Source organism: Psychrobacter sp. CX16 (assembly GCF_057396245.1).
In genome coordinates this window covers 64,274-85,816 of sequence record NZ_JBXYJF010000012.1, presented here as the reverse complement: position 1 = coordinate 85,816, position 21,543 = coordinate 64,274, and the positions used below count along the sequence as shown (strand labels likewise).

Below are 21,543 nucleotides of genomic sequence, written 5' to 3'. Positions count from 1 at the left end.
AACGTGTTATAATGACTCGCTATGCTGCTTGGCTTGTTAAAAGATACGGTTCGAGTATATTGTAATACAGTAGAGTGCTGATAAGATGATGAATACTGCTAAATTTAATGTCATAAACAATCAACTAGATACCCTTGATAAGCGCTTGCTTGATGCCATTACTCAATTAAAGATTGAGGTGAGTGAAGAGCAGCGCCGTAGTCTGCTGCTGTATTTAGATAAGCTACTGTTTTGGAATAAGGCTTATAACCTAACTGCGATTAAACAGCCTGAAGAGGCGTTAACAAAGCATATCATCGATTGCTTAGCAATTTTACCGTATCTTAAGTCAGGTCGATTGCTTGATATTGGGACTGGGGCAGGTCTGCCTGGTGTGGTCGTCGCAATATGTCAGCCAGAGCGTGACATTACGGTATTAGACAGCAATCAAAAGAAAATCCGCTTTATTAGACAGTCTGTTAGTGAGCTTGGACTAATAAATGTCACACCGGTTGCCAGTCGTATTGAAAACTTTAATCCAGAAGAGTCTGAGAAATTCGATGTAGTTACCTCACGCGCTTTTGCCAGCTTGAGTGATTTTGTGGCAGCTTCTGCACCTAGAATGGCAGTCAATGGCTGCTTACAAGCGATGAAGGGTCTGGTTCCTGATGATGCAGATACTGAAGGCCTAAAACAAGATTGGGATATCACCAATATACCGCTAAGTGTCCCTTATCTAAATGAGACCAGACATTTAACTGAGCTCAATAGAAAAATCTAACTTAATTCATTAACTTTTAAACCAACCTGCTTTTATTGAGGTAACAAGAGTAACACTATGGAAATTCTGGCAATTGCAAACCAAAAAGGTGGTGTAGGTAAGACAACTACGGCGGTAAACTTGGCTTCAAGCTTGGCTGGCAGACGCAAAAAAGTGTTGCTGATAGATCTAGACCCTCAAGGCAATGCCACCACAGGTACTGGCCTTGATAAGCGTGAGCTTGAATTAAGTATTGCCGATGTACTGCTTGATGGGGTGAGCTTAAAAGACGCCACTTATCCTAGTCCGGCAGGTTTTGATGTCGTGGGTGCGAACCGCGATTTATCTGGTATTGATATCACCTTAATGGGTAAAAGTGACAGTCATCTATTGCTAGAGACGGCGATGCAGTCAATGCAGGGTTATGATTATATTATTATTGATTGTGCGCCAAGCCTTAACCTGCTGACCATTAATGCTATGGTGGCGACTCAAGGCGTCATTATTCCGATGCAGTGTGAGTATTATGCGCTTGAAGGTCTCGCAGACTTATCACAGACAATTGATCGATTAAAAGAGCTTAATCCACAGCTACATATCCGAGGCGTATTAAGAACATTATTTGATTCACGCAATACGCTTGCAAATGATGTCTCTGCAGAATTAGAGGCGCACTTTGGTGATTTGATGTTTAAGACCATTATCCCGCGCAATATTCGATTGGCAGAAGCGCCCGCGCACGGTATGCCCGTTCTTGATTATGAGAAAAGCTCAAAAGGGGCGCAGGCATATCGTAAACTTGCGACAGAAATTATTCGTCAAAGCAAGCAGCGCGCCACTGACTCGTAGTAAGCAATGAACTACAGGCTAACTAAATTAGATTAGGCCATTTTAACGGCTTGGTAAGTGTAAAAGTATGTCCGAATTTGTTAGGCTTATTGGCGAGGTGTTAAATTAACATCAGAATAAGTGATGATTGCCCTTGCAAGCTTCGCACAATTCATTAAAATGAACCTCCCCCGAAGTCGGGTAACAAATACATCATCATCTTTGGTTTTATAGTAATAAAATATTGTAAACTATTAACTTTATAGATCAGGTAGCGGGTAGTAGAGGAAAACCAACATGGCCAAGAAGCGTGGATTAGCTGCAAACCGAGGGTTAGATGCTCTACTCGGGTCTATTAAAAAAGAAAAAGCAATCACAGCTGCTGCCTTGCGTGATGACGTGCAAACTGCGCGTGAAGAAGCAAGCGAGCCGTCCTCTGAACCAGCAAAGCCTACTGCCGCTGTAGCTAAAAAACCAGTTGCTAGAAAGAAGCCTGTTACAAGCAAAGCTGCTGTCGCCAAAGAGACTGTGGCAAGTGACATCTCTGATGAAGAGATGACGTTAGTCCAAATGAGTGTAGAGCGGTTGCAGGCAGGTAAATATCAGCCCAGACGTGATATGAGTGAGACGGCATTGGCGGAGCTGGCTTCATCGATTAAGCAGCACGGTGTTATGCAGCCGATCGTGATTCGCCCGTTACTTGCCTCTGAAGAAAAAGCATCTGACAGCATTACCCATGAGATTATTGCCGGTGAGCGCCGCTGGCGTGCTGCTAAAATGGCCGGTCAAACGACAATCCCTGCCATTGAACGTGCTTTATCTGATGAGCTTGCCATTGCCTTAGCGCTTATTGAGAACATTCAGCGTGAAGATTTATCAGTGATTGAGCAAGCCGCTGCATTACAGCGTTTTCATACTGAATTTGGTATGAGTCATGCGATGATTGCTGAAGTGGTGGGCAAGGCGCGTACCACGGTATCTAACTTATTGAGATTGAATCACTTACATGAAGATGTAAAACAGCATTTAAGTGAAGGCCATTTGGATATGGGCCATGCACGTGCGCTATTGTCTTTATCTTCCGAGCAGCAGCCAGTTATCGCTGTTAAAATCATAGAAAACTCTATGACGGTTCGTGAGGCTGAAAAGCTGGTGAAATCTATTTTAAATCCTGAGAAAACACAAAAAACCAAAAAGGGTCAGGACAACATAGAAATTGATAAGCTAAATCAGCAGTTATCAGAATATTTGGGCGCGACGGTAAAATTAAAGCAGAAAAAAGGCGGCAAGGGCAGTATGGAGATTTTCTTTCATAGTCCAGAAGAGCTTGATGCTTTATTGCAGCATTTTAAGTAACTACTTAAGTAATCTAGTAATGATTCGACTGTAAGATAGTGGAAAGTATATAAATTTAAAAAGGGCATATGATGACAGTTTCTGCAGATAAAGACGCATCGTCCGCGCCTACCTCTGGTAAAAAGCCTGATCTAGGCCAGCCCTCACCCTTAAAAAAATCACCAAAAGCCGATCGACCAGAAATCACTCATATCCAAACTTACTTTAGATTATTAAAGTATGTCAAACCCTACTGGTGGGCAATCTTGCTCACCATACTTGGGTTTGCGATTAACTCAGCGACAGAAGTCGGCATTGCCAAACTCATTCAGTTTATTACAGATGCTATCAATGATGGTACCCAAACTCAGCGAAATATATTTCCTTTCTTAATCGTCCTGCTATTCTTTGTTAGAGGCATCGGCTCATTTTTGGGTAATTATTTTGCGGCTTTTATTTCACGTAACTTAGTCTATAAGATGCGTGTGGAAGTGTTTAATAAACTGCTGACACTGCCTAACTCTTTTTATCTAGCCAATCCTTCTGGTACGATTTCCTCCAAGCTTATCTTTGATGTCGAGCAGGTTACTGCAGCCAGCACCGATTCTTTAAAGATTATGCTGCGTGATGGACTGACAGTTGTTGGATTACTTGGGTTTTTGCTGTATTCAAACTGGCGCTTGACGCTTATTCTGTTTTTAGTATTACCGCCTATTCTGTGGTTGATTCGAATTGCGTCAAAACGATACCTTTCATTATCTAAAGGTATTCAAAAAACCATGGGCGATGTGAGCCATATCACCAATGAGGTGATTACTGGCTATCAGGTTGTGAAGAATTACGGCGGTCAGGACTATGAAAGACAGCGTTTTAACAAAGCGTCGTTTAAAAACCTGAAACAGGGTATGAAGATAGTCATTACCAGTAGTATTAACACACCAGCAGTTCAGTTATTAATGGCGCTAGCCTTGTCGATTGTAATTTGGCTAGCGCTGCGTCCAGAAGTCATTGCTGATACCACAGCCGGTGAATTTATTTCCTATCTAACGGCTGCAGGCTTACTAAGTAAACCGGTTCGCTCCTTAACAGATGTGAACCAAAAGCTGCAAAGAGGCATTGCTGCGGGTAAGTCCATATTTGACTTATTAGATGAACCAGAAGAAGAAGATGTTGGGGTCGCCGCAGGTACTGTTAAGGGTAACATTCGTTTTGAAAATGTGTCTTTGCGGTATCCCGATGGTACGGTAGCTTTGGCTGATTTTAATCTATCAGTTAAAGAAGGGGAGACGGTTGCTTTTGTGGGTAAAAGCGGCGCTGGTAAAACGACCTTGGTTAATTTATTAACCCGTACCTTTAGCCCGACCAGTGGTACCATCTATATCGATGGCTTACCGATTAATGATATTTCGTTAACCTCATTACGTTCACAGATTGCTATGGTCAATCAGCAAGTTGTGCTGTTTAATGAGACTGTACGAAGCAACATTGCCTATGGAGATTTGGCTTCTAAATCAGAAGAAAAAGTTATAGCTGCAGCAAAAGCGGCCTTTGCACACGACTTTATTATGAATTTGCCGAATGGCTACGATAGCTCAATTGGTGCAGAAGGTCTGCAGCTTTCAGGTGGTCAGCGTCAGCGTCTCTCTATTGCACGTGCGTTACTAAAAGATGCCCCGATACTCATTTTAGATGAGGCGACAAGTGCGCTAGATAATGAGTCTGAGTATTATATTCAGCAAGCGTTAGAGAATGTGATGAAAGACAGAACCACTTTGGTCATCGCGCATCGTCTAACCACGATTGATTCTGCTGATAAGATTGTCGTATTAGATAAAGGGCATATTGTCGAATCAGGTAGTCATGATGAGTTGATGGCACTCGGTGGTCAATACAAGCAAATGTATGATAGAGACTTTGCGGAAAGCCAATACAATACACAAGAAAATAACGGTTTATAAGCGTTATGATTTGTGATTTGAAGTATTCATAATAACATAATAAGTAGTAAGGCAGTTTGGGTTATCTAAGCTGCCTTATTATTATAAACTATCTGAAACTCTTATAACCCGCCTTTAATAGCAATTATTATGACAACAAGTTCGCAGCAGACAAATAAGCCTACCAAATCTGAGTCTAGTATAGAGCTTGGTTTAGTTCAGGCTTGGCAACAGCAAGCGAGGTGGCTTTGGTTGCTATGGCCATTAAGCGCCTTATATGGCGGTGTCACTTTTGTAAAACGTCAGCTGTATCAATCAAAGCTGCTGTCAAGCTATCGTGCGCCTGTACCGGTTATGATTATTGGCAATATCACGGTGGGTGGTAGTGGTAAGACGCCGCTAATTATTGAGCTGGTACAGTATTTACAGCAGCAGAATATTAAAGTCGGGGTTATCAGTCGAGGTTATGGCGGCGACGAGTCCCTCATGCCAGCATTGGTTACCGAAGATAGTCAGCCAAGCCAAGTGGGTGATGAACCTTGCTTAATTGTGCGAGAGACAGGCGTTGCAACGGCAGTCTGCCCAAATCGTCAACTTGCTATTGAGTGCGTATTACAGCATGCACCAGAGACACAATTAATTATCGCCGATGATGGCCTGCAACACTATAAGCTACAACGCGATATTGAATGGATAGTGGTCGATAGTGATAGGGGTTTTGGTAATAAGCAGCTGCTGCCGACTGGGTTTTTACGTGAGCCAATTAGTCGTCTAAAAGAAGCGACAGTTATCTATCATCAGGCGACAGCAAGCGAGGCATCAACCGTAGCCAACCAACCTGATAAGCCCTTGATTATGCGCTTAGCACCTGCACCGTTGCAGCCATTGAATAATAGTGCTAGAAATCATAATTCTACTAACAGTCAATCTCAGAGCTTAGATATCAGCTCTGCCAATAATCAAAAAACGGTATATGCAGTCAGTGGCATTGGCTATCCAAAACGTTTTTTTGATACATTACGCCATCTAGGATTTAAGGTCATCGAAAAGCCGATGCCAGATCATCATAATTTTGCAGTCAGTGATTTAGATACGTTAGCCGATTATCCAATTGTGATTACTTCAAAAGATGCAGTAAAAATTGAGCCTTTGGTCGCTAATAACACCTCTTTACATCAGTTATCTATTTGGGTATTACCGGTACGTGCCACGCTTTCAGAAAATTGCTATCACACTTTAATGAAGCAGATTAACGCCTTAGGAATAGAATAAATTAATATCATAGGCTTATCGATATATTTTTAATCATATAATAAGAGAGACTTATCATGAGTGCTACTGAGTCTACATCGACTTCATCACAATCAAAAGTACATATTGTTATTCCTGCACGCCTTAGAAGCACCCGACTGCCTGGTAAGCCGCTGTTAAAGATTCATGGTAAGCCAATGATATTGTGGGTAGCTGAAAAGGCAAGTCAGGCAACCTTTGCAGATGATCTGTGTATTGCGACCGATGATGAAAGTATTGCCAATGTGTGCCGAGAAGCCGGTTATGATGTGGTGATGACAGATGCTGCTCATGAATCAGGAACAGACAGACTCAGTGAAGTAGCCCGTATTAAAGGCTGGGATACGGATGATATTGTGGTAAATATGCAGGGCGATGAGCCGCTGATACCAGCGCAGCTATTAGAGCAGGTTAAGGACCTGTTAATCGATAAGCCAGATTGTGTGATGTCTACATTATATGAGCCTATTTTAACGTATGAAGAATTTTTACGCCCATCAGCGGTTAAGGTCGTCACAGACAGCTTAGGCCATGCGTTATATTTTAGTCGAGCGCCTATTCCTTGTGATCGCGACCATGCGATGGCACTGGCTAATAAACAGCAGTTGCATAATCAAGACGATAACAACTCTGAATCTGACTCATTACAGGCTCCTCATTTCAATGTGCCAAACAGTGCCAACCGCCACTTGGGTATTTATGCTTATCGGGTACGCCTATTGCAAGATTTTGTTCAATGGCCTAAAGGTACATTAGAAGGATTAGAGAGTTTAGAGCAGCTACGTGTGCTTGAAAACGGCGGTAAAATTGCCATTACTAAAGCAGCGTTACAATTACCGGCAGGAGTGGATACACAGCAAGATTTAGAGCGATTAAATCAAATGCCCATTAGCGAGCTACAATAAAGCCCAATAGTTTAGAGTAAGACAGAGGCTCCTTTCGATAACATAACAGGCACTACTATGATGCATCCAGAGGATGGCTTAACCGACGTATATTTTGCGCCCATATTGCCATGGCAGCAGCAGACGTGGCAGCATTTGATTGCCCGTTATGAGCGCCTGCCGCATGGACTGCTATTTGCTGGCATGCAAGGCATTGGTAAGCGGGCTTTTGTCTGGCGATTTGTGGCATGGCTTTTGTGTGATAATCGCCTAGATCATCCTGAAGGTGCTTGTGGGCAGTGTCAAAGCTGTCAGTGGCTGATGTCAGGGACGCATCCTGATTTGCAAGTATTGCCGATGTCGAGCCTGCCAGTCAGCAGTGATGACGAGTCAAACGATACGGCTAATAGTAAAACTCGTACAAAGAGTAAAAAAAGCGCGAAGGGTAGTGATACTAACAAGCCTGCTAAGTCCTCAATAAAAGTCGATGATATTAGGGAGTTGCAGCCCTTTATTAGTCAAGGTAGTATGGGACGACGCGTGTGTGTGATTGATAATGCAGACACAATGACGGTTGCTGCGGCTAATGCCTTGTTAAAGACATTAGAAGAGCCCAGAGAGGGCATCCATCTATTATTAATTACCGATATGGCGACCAAACTACTGCCCACTATTAAAAGCCGAGTGCAGCAGGTGGCCATCGATCATATACAAGCAGACAGCGTAAAAGCTTATCTTACTCAAGCCATACGTGCTCAAGGTTTGGTAAATGTGCAAAATGATGACGATATGCAGCAGCAAATTGAGCAGGCACTAAAGCTTGCCAATGGCGCACCTTTAGCAGCGTTGGATATGCTAAGCTGCGATTGGTATGCCTATCGTGAGACGTGGATTAAAGCATGGCTGGCATTGCGGGTTGGTAAGCGAAGTAGCATTGCTGCTAGCGACTACTGGCAAAAGACATTAAGTCTAGAGAGTTTTATTCGATTATCAGAATTTATGTTGATGGATTTTAGTCGTCAAAGTATGGGCATACCTGCCTTACAGCAAGACTTAAATCTAGAGGGCTATGACAGTGTAATAGCGCTTAAGTTAGATGCCATACAACAGGTGATGTCAGTGATGAATGATATTAAGCAAGCGATTCATCAAAATGTACAAGACAAAGTCGCTTATGATCGCATTATGTCTGCATTGGCAGTCCTATAATGAGTGACATAGCGGATAGGGATTATTCTGCTATGAGGAGAAAGTAACATAGATGTGATACAAACAGAGCCATTATTACACTACGATATTGAGGATGTGCAGCAGCTATATGCAAGCTATCTTCCTTTTGTTATGGGCGGGGCGATGTTTATTCCGGTTGCTATTAACCAGTATCAGTTGGGTGATAGTGCTAGCGTTCTTATCCGCTTACCAGATGCAAAAGTAGATATTGCTATTAGTGGGCATGTGGTTTGGATTAATACAAAATCGCAAGCGGGTCGGCCTAAGGGTATTGCCATTCAGATAGCAGCAGATAACAAGTTGGGGCAGAGCTTAAACGAGGAAATCGAACAGCGTTTAGCTAACGCGGGCATGACAGATTCTTTGCAAGCCACTTATACCATGTAGTGTCTATTATCTAATAGATTATTATCGAGGGTAATCATATCTAATAAAGCAAAGTGTCTAATATCAAGATTGCAGATATTAAAACTTACAAACGAAAAAAAGAGCTCATTAAGAGCTCTTTTTTATGCTTATCAGTTAACCATTATTGGTCAGATAACCAGTAATAGTAATATAGGCGACTTATTTTTCAAGAATACAGGTTACGCCTTGGCCACCAGCAGCACAGATAGAGATGAGTGCACGGCCTGAACCTTTTTGGTCAAGTAATTTAGCAGCAGTGGCTAAGATACGACCACCGGTTGCTGCAAATGGGTGACCTGCCGCTAATGATGAACCATTAACGTTAAGCTTGCTACGATCAATTGAACCTAGCGGTGCATCAAGACCTAGACGCTCTTTACAGAAAATCTCATCTTCCCAAGCAGCCAAAGTAGACAATACTTGTGACGCGAAGGCTTCATGGATTTCATAGAAATCGAAGTCTTGTAGTGTCAGGCCAGCACGCTCAAGCATACGTGGTACTGCATACGCAGGTGCCATCAATAAACCTTCTTTAACGCCATCTTTACCGATGAAGTCTACAGCAGCAGTTTCTTGATGTACGATATAAGCCAGTGGCTTAAGACCATGAGCTTCAGCCCACTCGTCTGTACCTAATAGTACACAAGATGCACCATCAGTTAGCGGCGTAGAGTTAGCAGCTGTCATCGTTGGGTTCGCATTACGCTTACCAAATACAGGTTTTAGAGTTGCTAGCTTCTCAAGTGAAGAATCTGGACGTAGGTTGTTATCGCGAGTTAGACCTTTGTATGGGGTGATAAGGTCATCGAAGAAACCTTCGTCATAAGCGCGTGCTAGGTTGTGATGGCTCTTAACTGCTAGCTCATCTTGTGCTTCACGGCTGATGTTCCATTCAAGTGCTGTTACCGCTTGGTGTTCGCCCATTGACATGCCAGTACGTGGCTCGCCATTTTGTGGTGCATCGATAAGCTCTTTAGGATTGATGCTAGTTAGAGCGCTTAGACGTTGCTTGTTTGTTTTTGCTGCACCAAGTTTGATTAGGGCTTTACGTAGGCCATCACCAACAGCGATAGGCGCGTCAGATGTGGTATCAACACCACCGGTAATGGCTGAATCGATAATACCTAGTGCAATTTTGTTTGCAGAAGCGAAAGTCGCTTGTAGACCAGTACCACAAGCTTGTGAGATATCATAAGCAGGCGTTTGTGGGTCAAGCGCTGTATTCAATGCAGATTCACGTGTTAGGTTTAAATCGCGGCTAAGCTTTAATACAGCACCGGCCACAACTTCACCAACACGCTCGCCTTGTAATTCATAACGTTCAACAAGCCCATTTAATGCAGCGCTTAGCATGTCAATATTGCTGGCATCAGCATAGGGACCATTTGAGCGTGCGAATGGGATGCGGTTACCACCTAAGATGGCAACGCGGCGAGTTGAGTTGTTAGAAGAGTTAGACATTGAAGCTTCCTTTTTAGGCGTGGGTTTAGTGCCAGCTGCTTTATCTTTATTATCAGTGCCCTTACTTTCAGTCTCTGATTTAGATGCAGTGTTTGGCTGATTATCTTGTTTCTTGCTAGCCGCTGAATCGTCAGCAGATTTTTTGTCGTCTTCTTTTTTATCCGCTTTAGCGTCTTTTTTGTCGCTGCTTTGTTTAGGAGACTCTTTTTCTTTGCTGTTCGTTTTTGAGCTGTCTTTTGCCGCATCATCATTAGACTCGTCTGCTGACATATTGTCTTCTTGCTCAGCTTCGGCTTTCGCATTTTCGATGATTTTTTGCTTAGCAGCCCTGTCTTCACTAATCACTTCATCAGCATGAGTTTTTGGTGAGGAAACGACCTCGCTTTGAAGCTCTGAGAAGTCTGCTTGTTCAGTTTGCTCATTGCCTGAGTTATTGGTGTTTTCATCTAATAATGACTTACCACCTTTGCTCACAACAGTTGAGGTTACGGCAGAATCTTTTTTTGGTTGGTTAGAATTGCTCATTTAATATCCTTATGTTTAACATCAATTTTTATTGGCACAGATTTTATTGGCACAGAGATTTTAATATGTGTCTAAAAAATAGGGTTTAGAGGGTTTAATGCATTAAAAAGTACCAGTGAGTAAAGTATCAGTGAGTATGGATAATAGTAATTACTAACAAGCACTAACAATGACCTCAATGCTTTAAGACTATAATCCCATTTAATTTATCATTAAACAATGCTACGTCCGTAACAACGAACATTAATACAATGCTTACTTAAAGAGTAGTAATCTTCATGTGGTAATTTTAACATTGTTATATAAACATTATGGTGAATATTGTTCTATAATAATATAATGTTATCGTTGCTAGGTTTATTCATAACCTTAGGTTTGATTTTAGCATATCAGCCATAATAGGCAATCTTGGCTTATGGGTCTAAGTATATTATCTCGGTATGATAATTATTTGCTAAGTTAAGCGAAGACAGTAGCTTAATGTCATTACCTAAGGGACCAATCATTTGTAGATAAAGGCATTCTATATAATATAGAGACTCAATGCTGTTATCATTTTATAAATGAGGAATCAGTCTAACTGCTCCTTAATAAAAATATGAACTGCTCAGTCGCGGTTTTCTATTTAATCCATGCTATTAAATTTGAAAAGTTGATGATTTATCATCATTATTGTCGTTAGTGATATAATTATTAGAGTATGGTCAGCACGCGCTAACGAAAAAAATTAGCATTACAAGTAAGTAATTAACATAAACAATCAAATAAATCAGGAGTTTTTATGTCAGATCGCTATGGAGAGTTTGTACAGTCGCCTTTAGGTAAGAAAGTAGCTAAAAACCTAGGCCTACCTTTACCTGTACAGTTAGACCGTTTTGAGCCAGGTCAAAAAGTAGTACGTGGTAGCGTATTATTCGGTTCGGCATCAGGTGAAGACAGTCGTGTAAGTGAAGCGGTTGCCAAGACCTTAAATGATCTACACGCTGAAGTGTATGTTGCTGGTCAAGACCCAAACAAAGATGCGTTAGACAGCGCTGGTATTGAGTCAAAAGACAGCGAAGGTCATAGCGATAAATACAAAGTATTAATCTTTGATGCGACTAATATCGCACATGCTCCTGATCTTAAAGAGATGTATGATTTCTTCCATCCTGTGGCTCGTCAAGTTGAGCAATCAGGCCGCGTTATTGTTATCGGTCGTCCACCAGAAGAGTGCAAACGTATCGGTTCAACTTTATCACAGCGTGCTTTAGAAGGCTTTGTAAAGTCGGTTGGTAAAGAATTCAAAAAAGGTATCACGGCTCAAGTTATTTATGTGAGTGAAGGCGAAGAAGCCAACTTAGATTCGACACTACGTTTCTTCGTATCTGCACGTTCTGCCTATGTATCAGGCCAAGTGGTACGTGTTGGTGCTGGTGATGCTGAGCAAGTAGATTGGTCAAAACCTCTTGCTGGTAAAACGGTTCTAGTAACTGGTGCTAGCCGTGGTATCGGAGAGTCAATGGCTCGCGTATTGGCTCGTGATGGCGCTCATGTTATCTGCCTAGATATTCCACCTCAGCAAGCTGACTTACAAAAAGTAGCAGGCGAAATCGGTGGTTCTACTTTAGCCGTAGACATCACTGCAGATGACGCTGGTGAGAAAATCGCAGAAGCAGCAGCTAAGCGTAATGGCTTAGACGGTATTATCCATAACGCCGGTGTGACTCGTGATAAGACACTTGCAAATATGGATGATAAGCAGTGGAATATGGTTATCGATATCAACTTGCAAAGTATCGCAATGATTAACGATTACCTATTTGACCATGACGTATTAAACGACAATGCAAGTATCGTTTGTGTGTCATCAATCTCAGGTATCGCTGGTAACTTAGGTCAAACCAACTATGCAACCTCTAAAGCGGGCGTTATTGGTCTGGTACAAGCGACAGCAAGAAAGCTAAAAGCAGACGGCAAAGCAATCACAATCAACGCCGTTGCTCCAGGCTTTATCGAAACACAAATGACAGCAGCTATTCCACTGGCTATCCGTGAAGCGGGTCGTCGTATGAACTCTATGAGCCAGGGTGGTTTACCAGTAGACGTTGCTGAAACAGCAGCATGGTTAGTATCACCTGCCTCTGGCGGCGTAAATGGCAACATTGTACGTGTTTGTGGCCAAAGCTTGCTTGGCGCTTAATATCTGCTTTTCAGATAAATTAAGCCTAAAAGATAGGTAAGTGGCGTAATGCTTGAATATCAATTATTTGATTTCTTTTAGGCCTGCCACTTATCTTAAGCAATAAAAGAGCCATCAAAGTTGATGGCTCTTTTTGTCATATTAATATTGACAGAATATTTCATTGAGAAAAAAGGATTTCATATGACCACCCGTAATTTTAATAGTCTACCGGAAGCCCATAAAACCTATGGCAAAATCATCAAATCTTTATTACCTGTTGTGAGCAAAAAGCCAAAAGGTAAAAAAGACACCTTACCGGAAGCAACTTACACCGTTGATGAATTAAAAATCGATCAGTCAAATCTTCAAGACTATCGCCGTATTTGCGGCTTTGCCAATACTGGGCAAGTGCCACCAACTTATTTTGCCGTGCTATCACAAGCGCTGCAGATGAATATGATGGTTGACGAAGCGTTCCCGTTTGCCATGTTAGGTCTAGTACACGTTGAGAACTCAGTGACTCAGCATCGCCGTATTGCAGACTCTGAAGTCGTATCTATGTCGGTCAGCTTTGCTAATTTGCGTGACCATGATAAAGGCAAACAGTTTGATTTTGTCACCGAAGTGCATAACGGTGATGAGCTGATTTGGGAAGGTACATCGACTTATCTGTCACGTCAGAAAACAGACAGCGCTGGTAAAGATAAGAAGCCAAAAACAGTTAATGAAAAGCCAAAAGCAGAGCAGGACGATATGCACAGTATCTTTGCTGTGCCAGAAGACATCGGCCGTCGTTATGCCAAGATCTCTGGCGACTTTAACTTGATTCATTTACATGCAGTGACTGCTAAAGCCTTTGGCTTCCCAAAAGCAATTGCTCATGGTATGTGGTCTAAAGCAAAATGCTTAAGCTTAATGGATTTACCAGAAGCCTATACTGTTGATGTGGCCTTTAAACTACCAATCTTATTGCCATCAGAAGTTGAGCTTATCGGTGATAACTTACGTCAGCTAGATGAGTCTGGTGAAGTCAGCTTTGATTTATATAGTGCCAAAAATGACAAGCCGCATTTAGCAGGCGTTATCAAAAAGCTTGAAAAATAGACTAATGATGATTATTTAGCATAGTTTATTCACTATATAGGTATTAGATGCAGTCACTTACTCACGACTACTAAGGAGCAAACATGGCAGATGAGCGCCAACAATCCGAAAGCCAAGAAGAGCAACAACCTCAGTCTTTACAAGATGCCTTAGCAGAAAGCTTTGATAATGCTAAGTTTCCGGATGCCAATACGGTTGTCACAGGTAAGATGACACCTGAAAAAGTTGCGAAAGCAGCAGAAGCGGGTATCGAGCATATCATCAATCTCCAGCCTGAAAGTGAGCTGACGTTCGATGAGAAGGCTGAAGTAGAAGCTCATGGTATACAGTACACTCATTTGCCAATCTCAGGCGCTGATGATTTAAAGCAGGTAAACTTGCTTGAGTTTGATAAAGCGTTACGTGCGCATCATGGCAAGAAGACCTTGTTGCACTGCGGTTCTGGTAACCGTGTTGGCGCTTGCGTGGCATTAAGAGCAGGTTGGCTACGTGGTCGTAAGTTAGATACCGCTTTACAAAGAGGTAAGGATCACGGTTTAACAAGTTTAGAAGAAGAGGTGCGTATGCGCCTTTTGGTACCTCGTTAAGCCAATGCTTCTGTATTAATGGCTTGCATCCGTTCTAAACACCTATGCTTGTCGTCGATGTACTAAAAAAAGTTATCTAGAAAGACATCCAATATGGATGTCTTTTTGGTTATAACGGTTGCAATTTCAAAGGTCGCTGGTTTAGTATCTATCATTGATAATAATTATCTATAATGGCTGAATGCTAATCTTAAATTATAAAAATAAAAGAGGTATTTATGCAAACTCAAAATATTGAAGACAGACTATCTGATCTCATAAGCTCGCTACAATTAGACGACGCGCCGGCAGGTGGATCGGTAGTGGTCTATCATAAGAGCAACATTATCGCTGAGGTAAGCGTGGGTAAAGCGACTCCTTATCAAGAATGGAGCTCAGATACGCTGTCCTTAAATTTTTCGACCGGTAAAGGCGTGTTGATGACGCTGATTCATATCTTGGCATCACAAGAGATGATTGACTATGAATCGCCTATTGCCGCGTATTGGCCTGAGTTTGCGCAAAATAATAAGCAGTCGATTACCGTCAAAGATGCATTAACCCACAGAGCTGGTCTGTTTGATGTGCAGTCAGTGACCGAGTCTGCTGAAGATATGCTCGATTGGCCGTTAATGCTCAGCAGAGTCGAGCAGATGCCAGCCAAAAAGCCAGAGAATGAAAAAGCACAGAGTGCTTATAGCGCTCTAGTCTCTGGATGGGTACTGGGCGGTTTGGTAGAGAAGGTGACAAACCTGCCTCTTAACGAAGCGTTAGAGACTTATTTAGCTAAGCCACTAGGAGTTGAAGGTGGTCTGTACTTTGGTGTACCTGAGTCAAAAGTTGGTCAGGTTGCGACATTGGCCAAAAACTTCAATGATTTTGACACTCTTATTCAAGTAAATGCTGAAAAGAAGGAGGCCAAGCATCAAACAAAATCTCGCAATGCTAAGCCAATGCTGCGTAATGATACACAAGACGTTATAGCGGCGTATCAAAGCTTGCCTAGTTATCAGTGTTGGCAACAATTATCAAATACAGATGATGGCAATGCAAAAGCAGTAGGTGAAAAACCTGCGCTTAAAACGCTAGAGATAGCCAAGCTATATTTTGATATGCGCAGTATTAACGTGCAGGATTTCAGACACGCGCTTGAGCCGACAGGTCATCAGGGGCTCGATTATTACAGAGCAGATGCGTTAATGGCGAAGATACCTGCCGCTAATAATGTGGCATCGGCAAAGGCATTGGCAACCATGTATGCAATGCTGGCCAATAAAGGCGTATGGCAAGGTAAGACCTTAATTCGTCCTGAGATATTTAATAAGCTATCGACAATATACGTCGAAGGACAAGATGCGATAATGGCGGCTGATGCACCGAAGAGTATGCACTGGCGTCTTGGTTATCATCGATTATTTAGCCGCTGCCAGTCGCAAGAGAACCTAAAGCATGCCTTTGGTCATATGGGGTATAACGGGTCGGTGGCTTGGTGTGATACCGAGCGAAACCTAGCTGTCGCTTACGTACATAATTATGATGTGACAATGAGCACCGATGTGCGCCAGTTTGCTATTATCGAAGCGATGATGGACTGGCTATAGCCCATCCTTTTCGAGAAATAAGTCCTATAGCCATTCAGGTAAAGAGACATAGAGCGGAATACTCTCTATGTCTTTATAATATTGGCGCGTTTAAGCAGCATTGGCGCACTGATACCATGTAAGAAGATGGATATTAATATGACCATACCGCAGATAAGCCATAAGTCTGTGGCATCATCAAGTGCAAACACATCTTTGTTCAGCGCATAGGCCAAATAATAAAACGAGCCAATACCTCGAATGCCTAAGCTTGAAATGATAAAACGCTCTTGATGAGGGATTTGTAGTCCGCTTAGTCCAATCCAGCCGGCAATAGGGCGGATAGCAAATAAGCACAATAGGCTGACCGCATATACTTGCCAAGTGAGCTCAACCCCAGAGTCTAATCCTTGACCCAGTGCCATACCAAAGACGACCAATACCAATGACATGAGTAGCCCTTCAGATTGCTCAGAGAAGTCATGTAAGGCGCTGTGATATTTGTGACCATGCTCACTGCGGCGGAACGCAAAAGCGGCGACAAATACGGAGATAAAGCCATAACCATGAATGAATTCAGCAATGCCGTAAGACAATAGTGTCAAGGCAATGACCACGTAGCCTTGAGACATGATGGTATTCTCAGCATTTTTGCCAAACACAAGTTTAGCCATTATTTTACCGACTAACACACCAACTAGAGTACCGGCGGCAATTTTCCATAGCACATCATGTAATAACCAATCGAATAACAGCTCTGATGACCAGCCGTCAGCCTTGCCATAGTGTTCTGCAATCTTGATGGCAAGATACACAAATGGGAAGGCCAAGCCGTCGTTTAATCCCGCTTCGGAGGTTAAGGTAAATCTTGAGGTATCCTCTGAGCCTGAGTTTGGCGGCCCAACTTGGATACTCGATGCCAATACCGGATCGGTGGGCGCTAATACTGCGCCTAATAAAAGGGATGCCGCTAAGCTTAAGCTAAAGACGTAATAACCCAGTGCTGCCATGATCACGATACAAATGGGCATAGTGACCAATAAAAGCCTTAAGGTCGGGCGCCAATTCTTATACTTTAGCGGTGTATCAATCTTAATACCCGCACCAACTAAAGATACTAATACCACGAGCTCACATATCTTCTCAACCAAAAAGCCATTTTCTACCGGATTTAAAAAAGGCAGCGAGGTCCAAAAATACCCCATCAGTAAGCCGAAGCTCACCTGTAGCATGGGCAGCGATACTGGAATACGTTTTAGTAGCACAGGCGCTAGAGCACCGAATAAAAAAGCGATACCGCAAACGAGTAAGAATTGGTTATAGTTTTCAATCATGGGTGTTCAATGTCTCAGTCGTGAAAGAAAGTAGGAGTGTTCAGCTAGATTTAGACGAAAATAATGAGAGCAAAATGATGACTGAATACACAGACACTTAACATCCTATTTAGGTAAACGAGCAGCACTAAGCGTTATATTTTGGTAAAACAGACAGCAATAAAAAAGCCAGCCGAAGCTGACTTTTTATCATAAGTGTACTGAGCAATAAAAGTGGTCAGGTTAATCCGTCCTGATTAACGCTCAACTTGACTCACATCACGTACTGCGCCAGTATCAGCACTGGTGGTCATTGCTGCATAAGCACGCAGCGCTGGAGTCACATGACGTTCACGGCTGACAGGTTTCCATGCTTTGCTACCACGTGCCTCCATTTCTTCACGGCGGCGAGCAAGTTCACTATCAGAGATATCCAAGTTAATGGTACGGTTTGGAATGTCGATATGAATGGTATCGCCTTCGTTCACAAGACCAATAGCGCCACCTTCAGCGGCTTCTGGGCTGGCATGACCGATGGATAATCCAGAAGTACCACCAGAGAAACGACCGTCGGTTAATAAAGCACACTCTTTGCCCAAGCCTTTTGATTTCAAATAAGAAGTCGGATAGAGCATCTCTTGCATACCAGGGCCACCTTTAGGGCCTTCGTAGCGAATGATGACGATGTCACCGGCGACTACTTTATCCGCCAAAATAGCTTCTACTGCAGCATCTTGTGATTCAAACACACGTGCACGGCCGGTAAAGGTTAGGATGCTATCGTCAACACCTGCCGTTTTTACTACACAGCCGCGCTCGGCAATATTACCGAACAGTACGGCTAGACCACCATCAGTTGAGTAAGCATTTTCAACAGAGCGGATACAGCCAGACTCACGGTTTAAGTCAAGATTAGACCATGCTTTATTTTGCGAGAATGCTTGAGTAGTACGTACGCCACCTGGCGCTGCAATATATAAATCACGAGCAGCTTCATGGTTTGGATGTTCTGTATTCATCACATCCCACATCTCAAGTGCTTCTTGCAAGGTTTTGGCGTGAACGGTTGGCAGGTCTGTATGAAGTAGGCCGGCACGGTTAAGCTCGGCCAAAATCGCCAATACACCACCGGCGCGATGCACATCTTCCATATGATATTTTTGAGTTGCTGGTGCAACTTTTGATAAACATGGCACACGGCGACTTAACTGATCAATATCAGCCATCTTAAAGTCAACTTCTGCTTCGTGCGCTGCCGCTAATAAATGCAGAATTGTATTGGTTGAACCGCCCATCGCGATATCAAGACTCATTGCATTTTCAAACGCTTGTTTGGTGGCAATAGAGCGGGGTAGAACTGACTCATCGTCTTGTTCATAGCGGCGCTTAGCTAAATCCACAATACGACGACCGGCTTCTAAGAATAGAGCTTCACGCTTGGCGTGAGTCGCTAGCAATGAGCCGTTACCTGGAAGTGATAAACCTAAAGCTTCAGTCAAGCAGTTCATCGAGTTAGCGGTAAACATACCTGAACATGAACCACAAGTTGGGCAAGCTGAGCGTTCAATCTCTAACACATCCGCATCGCTTACATTGTCGTCAGCAGCATCAATCATGGCATCGACAAGATCAAGCTTACGGATTTTTTTACCATCCTCATTCACAGGTGCATCAAGGTTGTGGCTTGGCGCTAAATCTTCCGCCAATACTTTACCCGCTTCCATCGGACCGCCAGATACAAAGATAACTGGGATGTTTAGGCGCATGGCAGCCATTAACATACCTGGGGTGATTTTGTCGCAGTTTGAGATACACACTAACGCATCTGCGCAGTGAGCGTTCACCATATATTCGACAGAGTCAGCGATTAAATCACGGCTTGGTAGCGAGTACAGCATACCGCTGTGACCCATGGCAATACCGTCATCGACAGCGATAGTGTTGAATTCTTTAGCAACGCCGCCGACTCTTTCGATTTCGCGTGCGACCAATTGACCCATATCCTTTAGGTGAACGTGACCTGGAACGAATTGAGTAAATGAGTTAGCAATGGCAATAATCGGTTTGTCAAAATCACCATCAGTCATGCCAGTAGCGCGCCATAGAGCACGGGCGCCTGCCATATTACGGCCTGAGGTAGAGGTCTTAGAGCGGTATTGCATATAACATCCTTTTTTGTCTTAGGGATAGGCGTTTATTGTAGACATTGAATAGGTAATAGTCATTGTAACGTATAAATGCGATTTTGGTAAAAGCAAAAAATATTCATCAAGTATAAACTAATATTATGATTCTATTGACATAATATAAAGCTTAACCAAAGACGAGCGTTAAACAAGGCGTAGTTCAATGGCTTCAGAGAGTTGGGGTAGTGAGGACTTTTGTTCCTCTAATAAAGCTAAAGCAGACAACGCGTATTCTGCCGGCAATACTTGGTATTCATCAAGGCGCGGAATATGTATCCACTGCTCATCAAGTGTCATTACCAACGGACGGCTGCTTTTATTAATCACAAACACGTCACCATAAAAGTGCCATTTCTGCATCGCTGCTTTTAAAGCATCTTCTGCGGTTTGAGTATAAACAGGATCACGGGCTTTGGCAGTATTGGTAAACTTTAAGCGCAGAGCAATTTGTAGACGCTCGCAGAACATCACTAGCGTACCAGTCACTTTGACCTGCCATGGCGTTTTAATGATATCGGCAGGAAGCTTTAATAATTCGGCTGCCTCACTAGCATACATGGGGGTTTGAAACTGCTTTAAAAGGTCAGGGGTTAATTGATGCAGTGCTTTAATATCATCGGGTAGTGCATCATAGTGATAAATAAAGGGCAGTTTTTCATCCTGAGTGATGCTTTTATCAATAATCTTACAGTTATGTATCTGCCACGGCGTTTCGGTATCTGCGATGATTTGATTTAAAACCAGTGTGTTTGGGTCTGCCATAATGTCATTGGGCTTAGCAGTATTTGTTTCCGTGTCCGCTGTGTCATTATTGACTGTCGTATTATTATCCGTCGTATCAGTAGGGAGCATATATCAACTCTTATGTTCTGTTGCATGGCTTGTTACATTATCTGCTGCTTTGCGCAGCTTAATTGTGCCAGCTTCTCGCTGCATAATATTATCAAGAAGGTTTTGGGTAATCTGAAACTCAGTGATGGTGTTAGGTAGAATATCTAGACCTGCCGGTACTGTTGGGTCATTGGCATCTGCTTGAGCCAAATCAACAAAGTCTGCCAATCTAAGCATCTGCATACCCGCGTAGCCGCAAGGATTAATGGCATTAAAAGCCGATAAATTGCAGCTTATGTTCAGCGCAATACCATGATAGCTAAAGCCATGTTTAATCTTAAAGCCAAGCGAGGCAATCTTACCTAGCATAAGCTCTTCACGATTATAGATATAGACGCCAGGAGCCTCTTTACGCGCTTTGGCGTAGAACTCCTGACTGGTAGGCTGTGATTGTAGCGCCGTATTTAGCACATCTTCAATGCTTTGCTCGGCATGAGAGACTAGGTCGCGCACGGTCCAGCCAGTGTTGTTTAAATCAATCAGCCAGTACATCACTAGCTGCCCAGTGCCATGCCAAGTAACTTGACCACCTCGGTCAGTTTGAATGATAGGGGTGTTGCCACGAGATAAGATATGCTCTTCCTTGCCAGCTTGACCCAAGGTGTACACATCATTGTGCTCGACAATCCAAAGCTCATCGGGAGTCACAATGCCTTGCTTCTTTTTCTCAATGCGATCTAGGGTAATACGCAGCATATCAGCATGCGTACTTTCATAGTCGGCATCGATTAGCGTACGCACTTGTAAGGTAGGCTGGCGTGTATTAGCCGTGGTGTCTGCGACGGTTTTTATTTTGGTAATATTTGAAGTCATAATCAGCGATTGTTTTATAGAAGAGTTATAGCATATCATGCGTCTACAGAGCCCGCTATAGTGAAAAGAAATACCATTGTTACAATATGATTGTTATCTGGCAGTTTTTAAGCCTAATATATTACAAAGAAGCTTTGCACGTATACTACCTGGTGAGCAGCATTAACCCTTGCAGGCTATTTTGAACTATTTAAAGCACAAGTCCGGTCTTTTTTATGCTATTTTAAACTTTTAAATAAATGTATAGATTTGCATTTATTAAGGTTTGGAGTCTGTGTATATAATTATA

The 21,543-nt window shown here is 42.8% G+C and carries 17 protein-coding genes; 12 read left to right on the top strand and 5 right to left on the bottom strand.

Features of this window, described 5'->3' with window-relative positions; translation table 11 throughout:
- Positions 1–85: 85 nt before the first annotated feature.
- The 8 genes from rsmG (at position 86) to AC2SLM_RS06255 (ending at position 8,630) form a co-directional block, all read left to right on the top strand.
- Complete coding sequence (rsmG, locus tag AC2SLM_RS06290; RefSeq protein ID WP_486552668.1) at positions 86–760, top strand: 16S rRNA (guanine(527)-N(7))-methyltransferase RsmG; 675 nt, start codon at positions 86–88, stop codon at positions 758–760.
- A gap of 57 nt (positions 761–817) precedes the next feature.
- Positions 818–1,588 carry a ParA family protein gene (locus AC2SLM_RS06285; RefSeq protein WP_486541303.1) on the top strand — a complete coding sequence of 257 codons (771 nt, stop codon included), beginning with the start codon at positions 818–820 and terminating at the stop codon, positions 1,586–1,588.
- Between the two features lie 276 nt (positions 1,589–1,864).
- Entirely contained in the window at positions 1,865–2,923 is a 1,059-nt protein-coding gene (locus tag AC2SLM_RS06280; RefSeq protein WP_486552666.1) for a ParB/RepB/Spo0J family partition protein, read from the top strand.
- Between the two features lie 68 nt (positions 2,924–2,991).
- Complete coding sequence (gene msbA, locus AC2SLM_RS06275; protein ID WP_486552665.1) at positions 2,992–4,860, top strand: lipid A export permease/ATP-binding protein MsbA; 1,869 nt, start codon at positions 2,992–2,994, stop codon at positions 4,858–4,860.
- A gap of 129 nt (positions 4,861–4,989) precedes the next feature.
- Positions 4,990–6,111 (top strand): tetraacyldisaccharide 4'-kinase, encoded by a 1,122-nt coding sequence (gene lpxK, locus AC2SLM_RS06270; RefSeq protein WP_486552664.1) that lies wholly within the window; start codon positions 4,990–4,992, stop codon positions 6,109–6,111.
- A gap of 56 nt (positions 6,112–6,167) precedes the next feature.
- The gene (kdsB, locus tag AC2SLM_RS06265; protein WP_486552663.1) at positions 6,168–7,034 is read left to right on the top strand and encodes a 3-deoxy-manno-octulosonate cytidylyltransferase; all 867 of its coding nucleotides are present in this window, start codon (positions 6,168–6,170) and stop codon (positions 7,032–7,034) included.
- 60 nt (positions 7,035–7,094) lie between these two features.
- Positions 7,095–8,222, top strand: coding sequence for a DNA polymerase III subunit (locus tag AC2SLM_RS06260; RefSeq protein ID WP_486552677.1), 1,128 nt, complete (start codon positions 7,095–7,097; stop codon positions 8,220–8,222).
- Positions 8,223–8,276: 54 nt separating this feature from the next.
- Positions 8,277–8,630 carry a PilZ domain-containing protein gene (locus AC2SLM_RS06255; RefSeq protein ID WP_486552662.1) on the top strand — a complete coding sequence of 118 codons (354 nt, stop codon included), beginning with the start codon at positions 8,277–8,279 and terminating at the stop codon, positions 8,628–8,630.
- Positions 8,631–8,810: 180 nt separating this feature from the next.
- Here AC2SLM_RS06255 and AC2SLM_RS06250 read toward each other — a convergent pair whose 3' ends face one another.
- Complete coding sequence (locus tag AC2SLM_RS06250) at positions 8,811–10,637, bottom strand: acetyl-CoA C-acetyltransferase (RefSeq protein ID WP_486552661.1); 1,827 nt, start codon at positions 10,635–10,637, stop codon at positions 8,811–8,813.
- Positions 10,638–11,418: 781 nt separating this feature from the next.
- Here AC2SLM_RS06250 and AC2SLM_RS06245 point away from each other — a divergent pair.
- From AC2SLM_RS06245 to AC2SLM_RS06230, 4 genes are all read left to right on the top strand, one after another.
- Positions 11,419–12,819, top strand: coding sequence for a 3-oxoacyl-ACP reductase (locus AC2SLM_RS06245; protein WP_486541289.1), 1,401 nt, complete (start codon positions 11,419–11,421; stop codon positions 12,817–12,819).
- 183 nt (positions 12,820–13,002) lie between these two features.
- The gene (locus tag AC2SLM_RS06240) at positions 13,003–13,905 is read left to right on the top strand and encodes a MaoC family dehydratase (RefSeq protein ID WP_486552660.1); all 903 of its coding nucleotides are present in this window, start codon (positions 13,003–13,005) and stop codon (positions 13,903–13,905) included.
- Between the two features lie 83 nt (positions 13,906–13,988).
- The gene (locus tag AC2SLM_RS06235; RefSeq protein ID WP_486552658.1) at positions 13,989–14,492 is read left to right on the top strand and encodes a protein tyrosine phosphatase family protein; all 504 of its coding nucleotides are present in this window, start codon (positions 13,989–13,991) and stop codon (positions 14,490–14,492) included.
- A gap of 218 nt (positions 14,493–14,710) precedes the next feature.
- Complete coding sequence (locus tag AC2SLM_RS06230; RefSeq protein WP_486552656.1) at positions 14,711–16,072, top strand: serine hydrolase domain-containing protein; 1,362 nt, start codon at positions 14,711–14,713, stop codon at positions 16,070–16,072.
- 65 nt (positions 16,073–16,137) lie between these two features.
- On the opposite strand, the gene AC2SLM_RS06225 is transcribed toward AC2SLM_RS06230, so the two are convergent.
- From AC2SLM_RS06225 to lipB, 4 genes are all read right to left on the bottom strand, one after another.
- A complete protein-coding gene (locus tag AC2SLM_RS06225; protein ID WP_486552654.1) occupies positions 16,138–17,385 on the bottom strand; it encodes a cation:proton antiporter in 1,248 nt (415 codons plus the stop codon).
- 236 nt (positions 17,386–17,621) lie between these two features.
- Complete coding sequence (gene ilvD / locus AC2SLM_RS06220; protein ID WP_486552652.1) at positions 17,622–19,526, bottom strand: dihydroxy-acid dehydratase; 1,905 nt, start codon at positions 19,524–19,526, stop codon at positions 17,622–17,624.
- Positions 19,527–19,694: 168 nt separating this feature from the next.
- Positions 19,695–20,402 carry a hypothetical protein gene (locus tag AC2SLM_RS06215; protein ID WP_486541277.1) on the bottom strand — a complete coding sequence of 236 codons (708 nt, stop codon included), beginning with the start codon at positions 20,400–20,402 and terminating at the stop codon, positions 19,695–19,697.
- Positions 20,403–20,405: 3 nt separating this feature from the next.
- Positions 20,406–21,254, bottom strand: a complete 849-nt coding sequence (gene lipB / locus AC2SLM_RS06210) for a lipoyl(octanoyl) transferase LipB (protein ID WP_486552650.1) — start codon at positions 21,252–21,254, stop codon at positions 20,406–20,408.
- Positions 21,255–21,543: the final 289 nt, after the last annotated feature.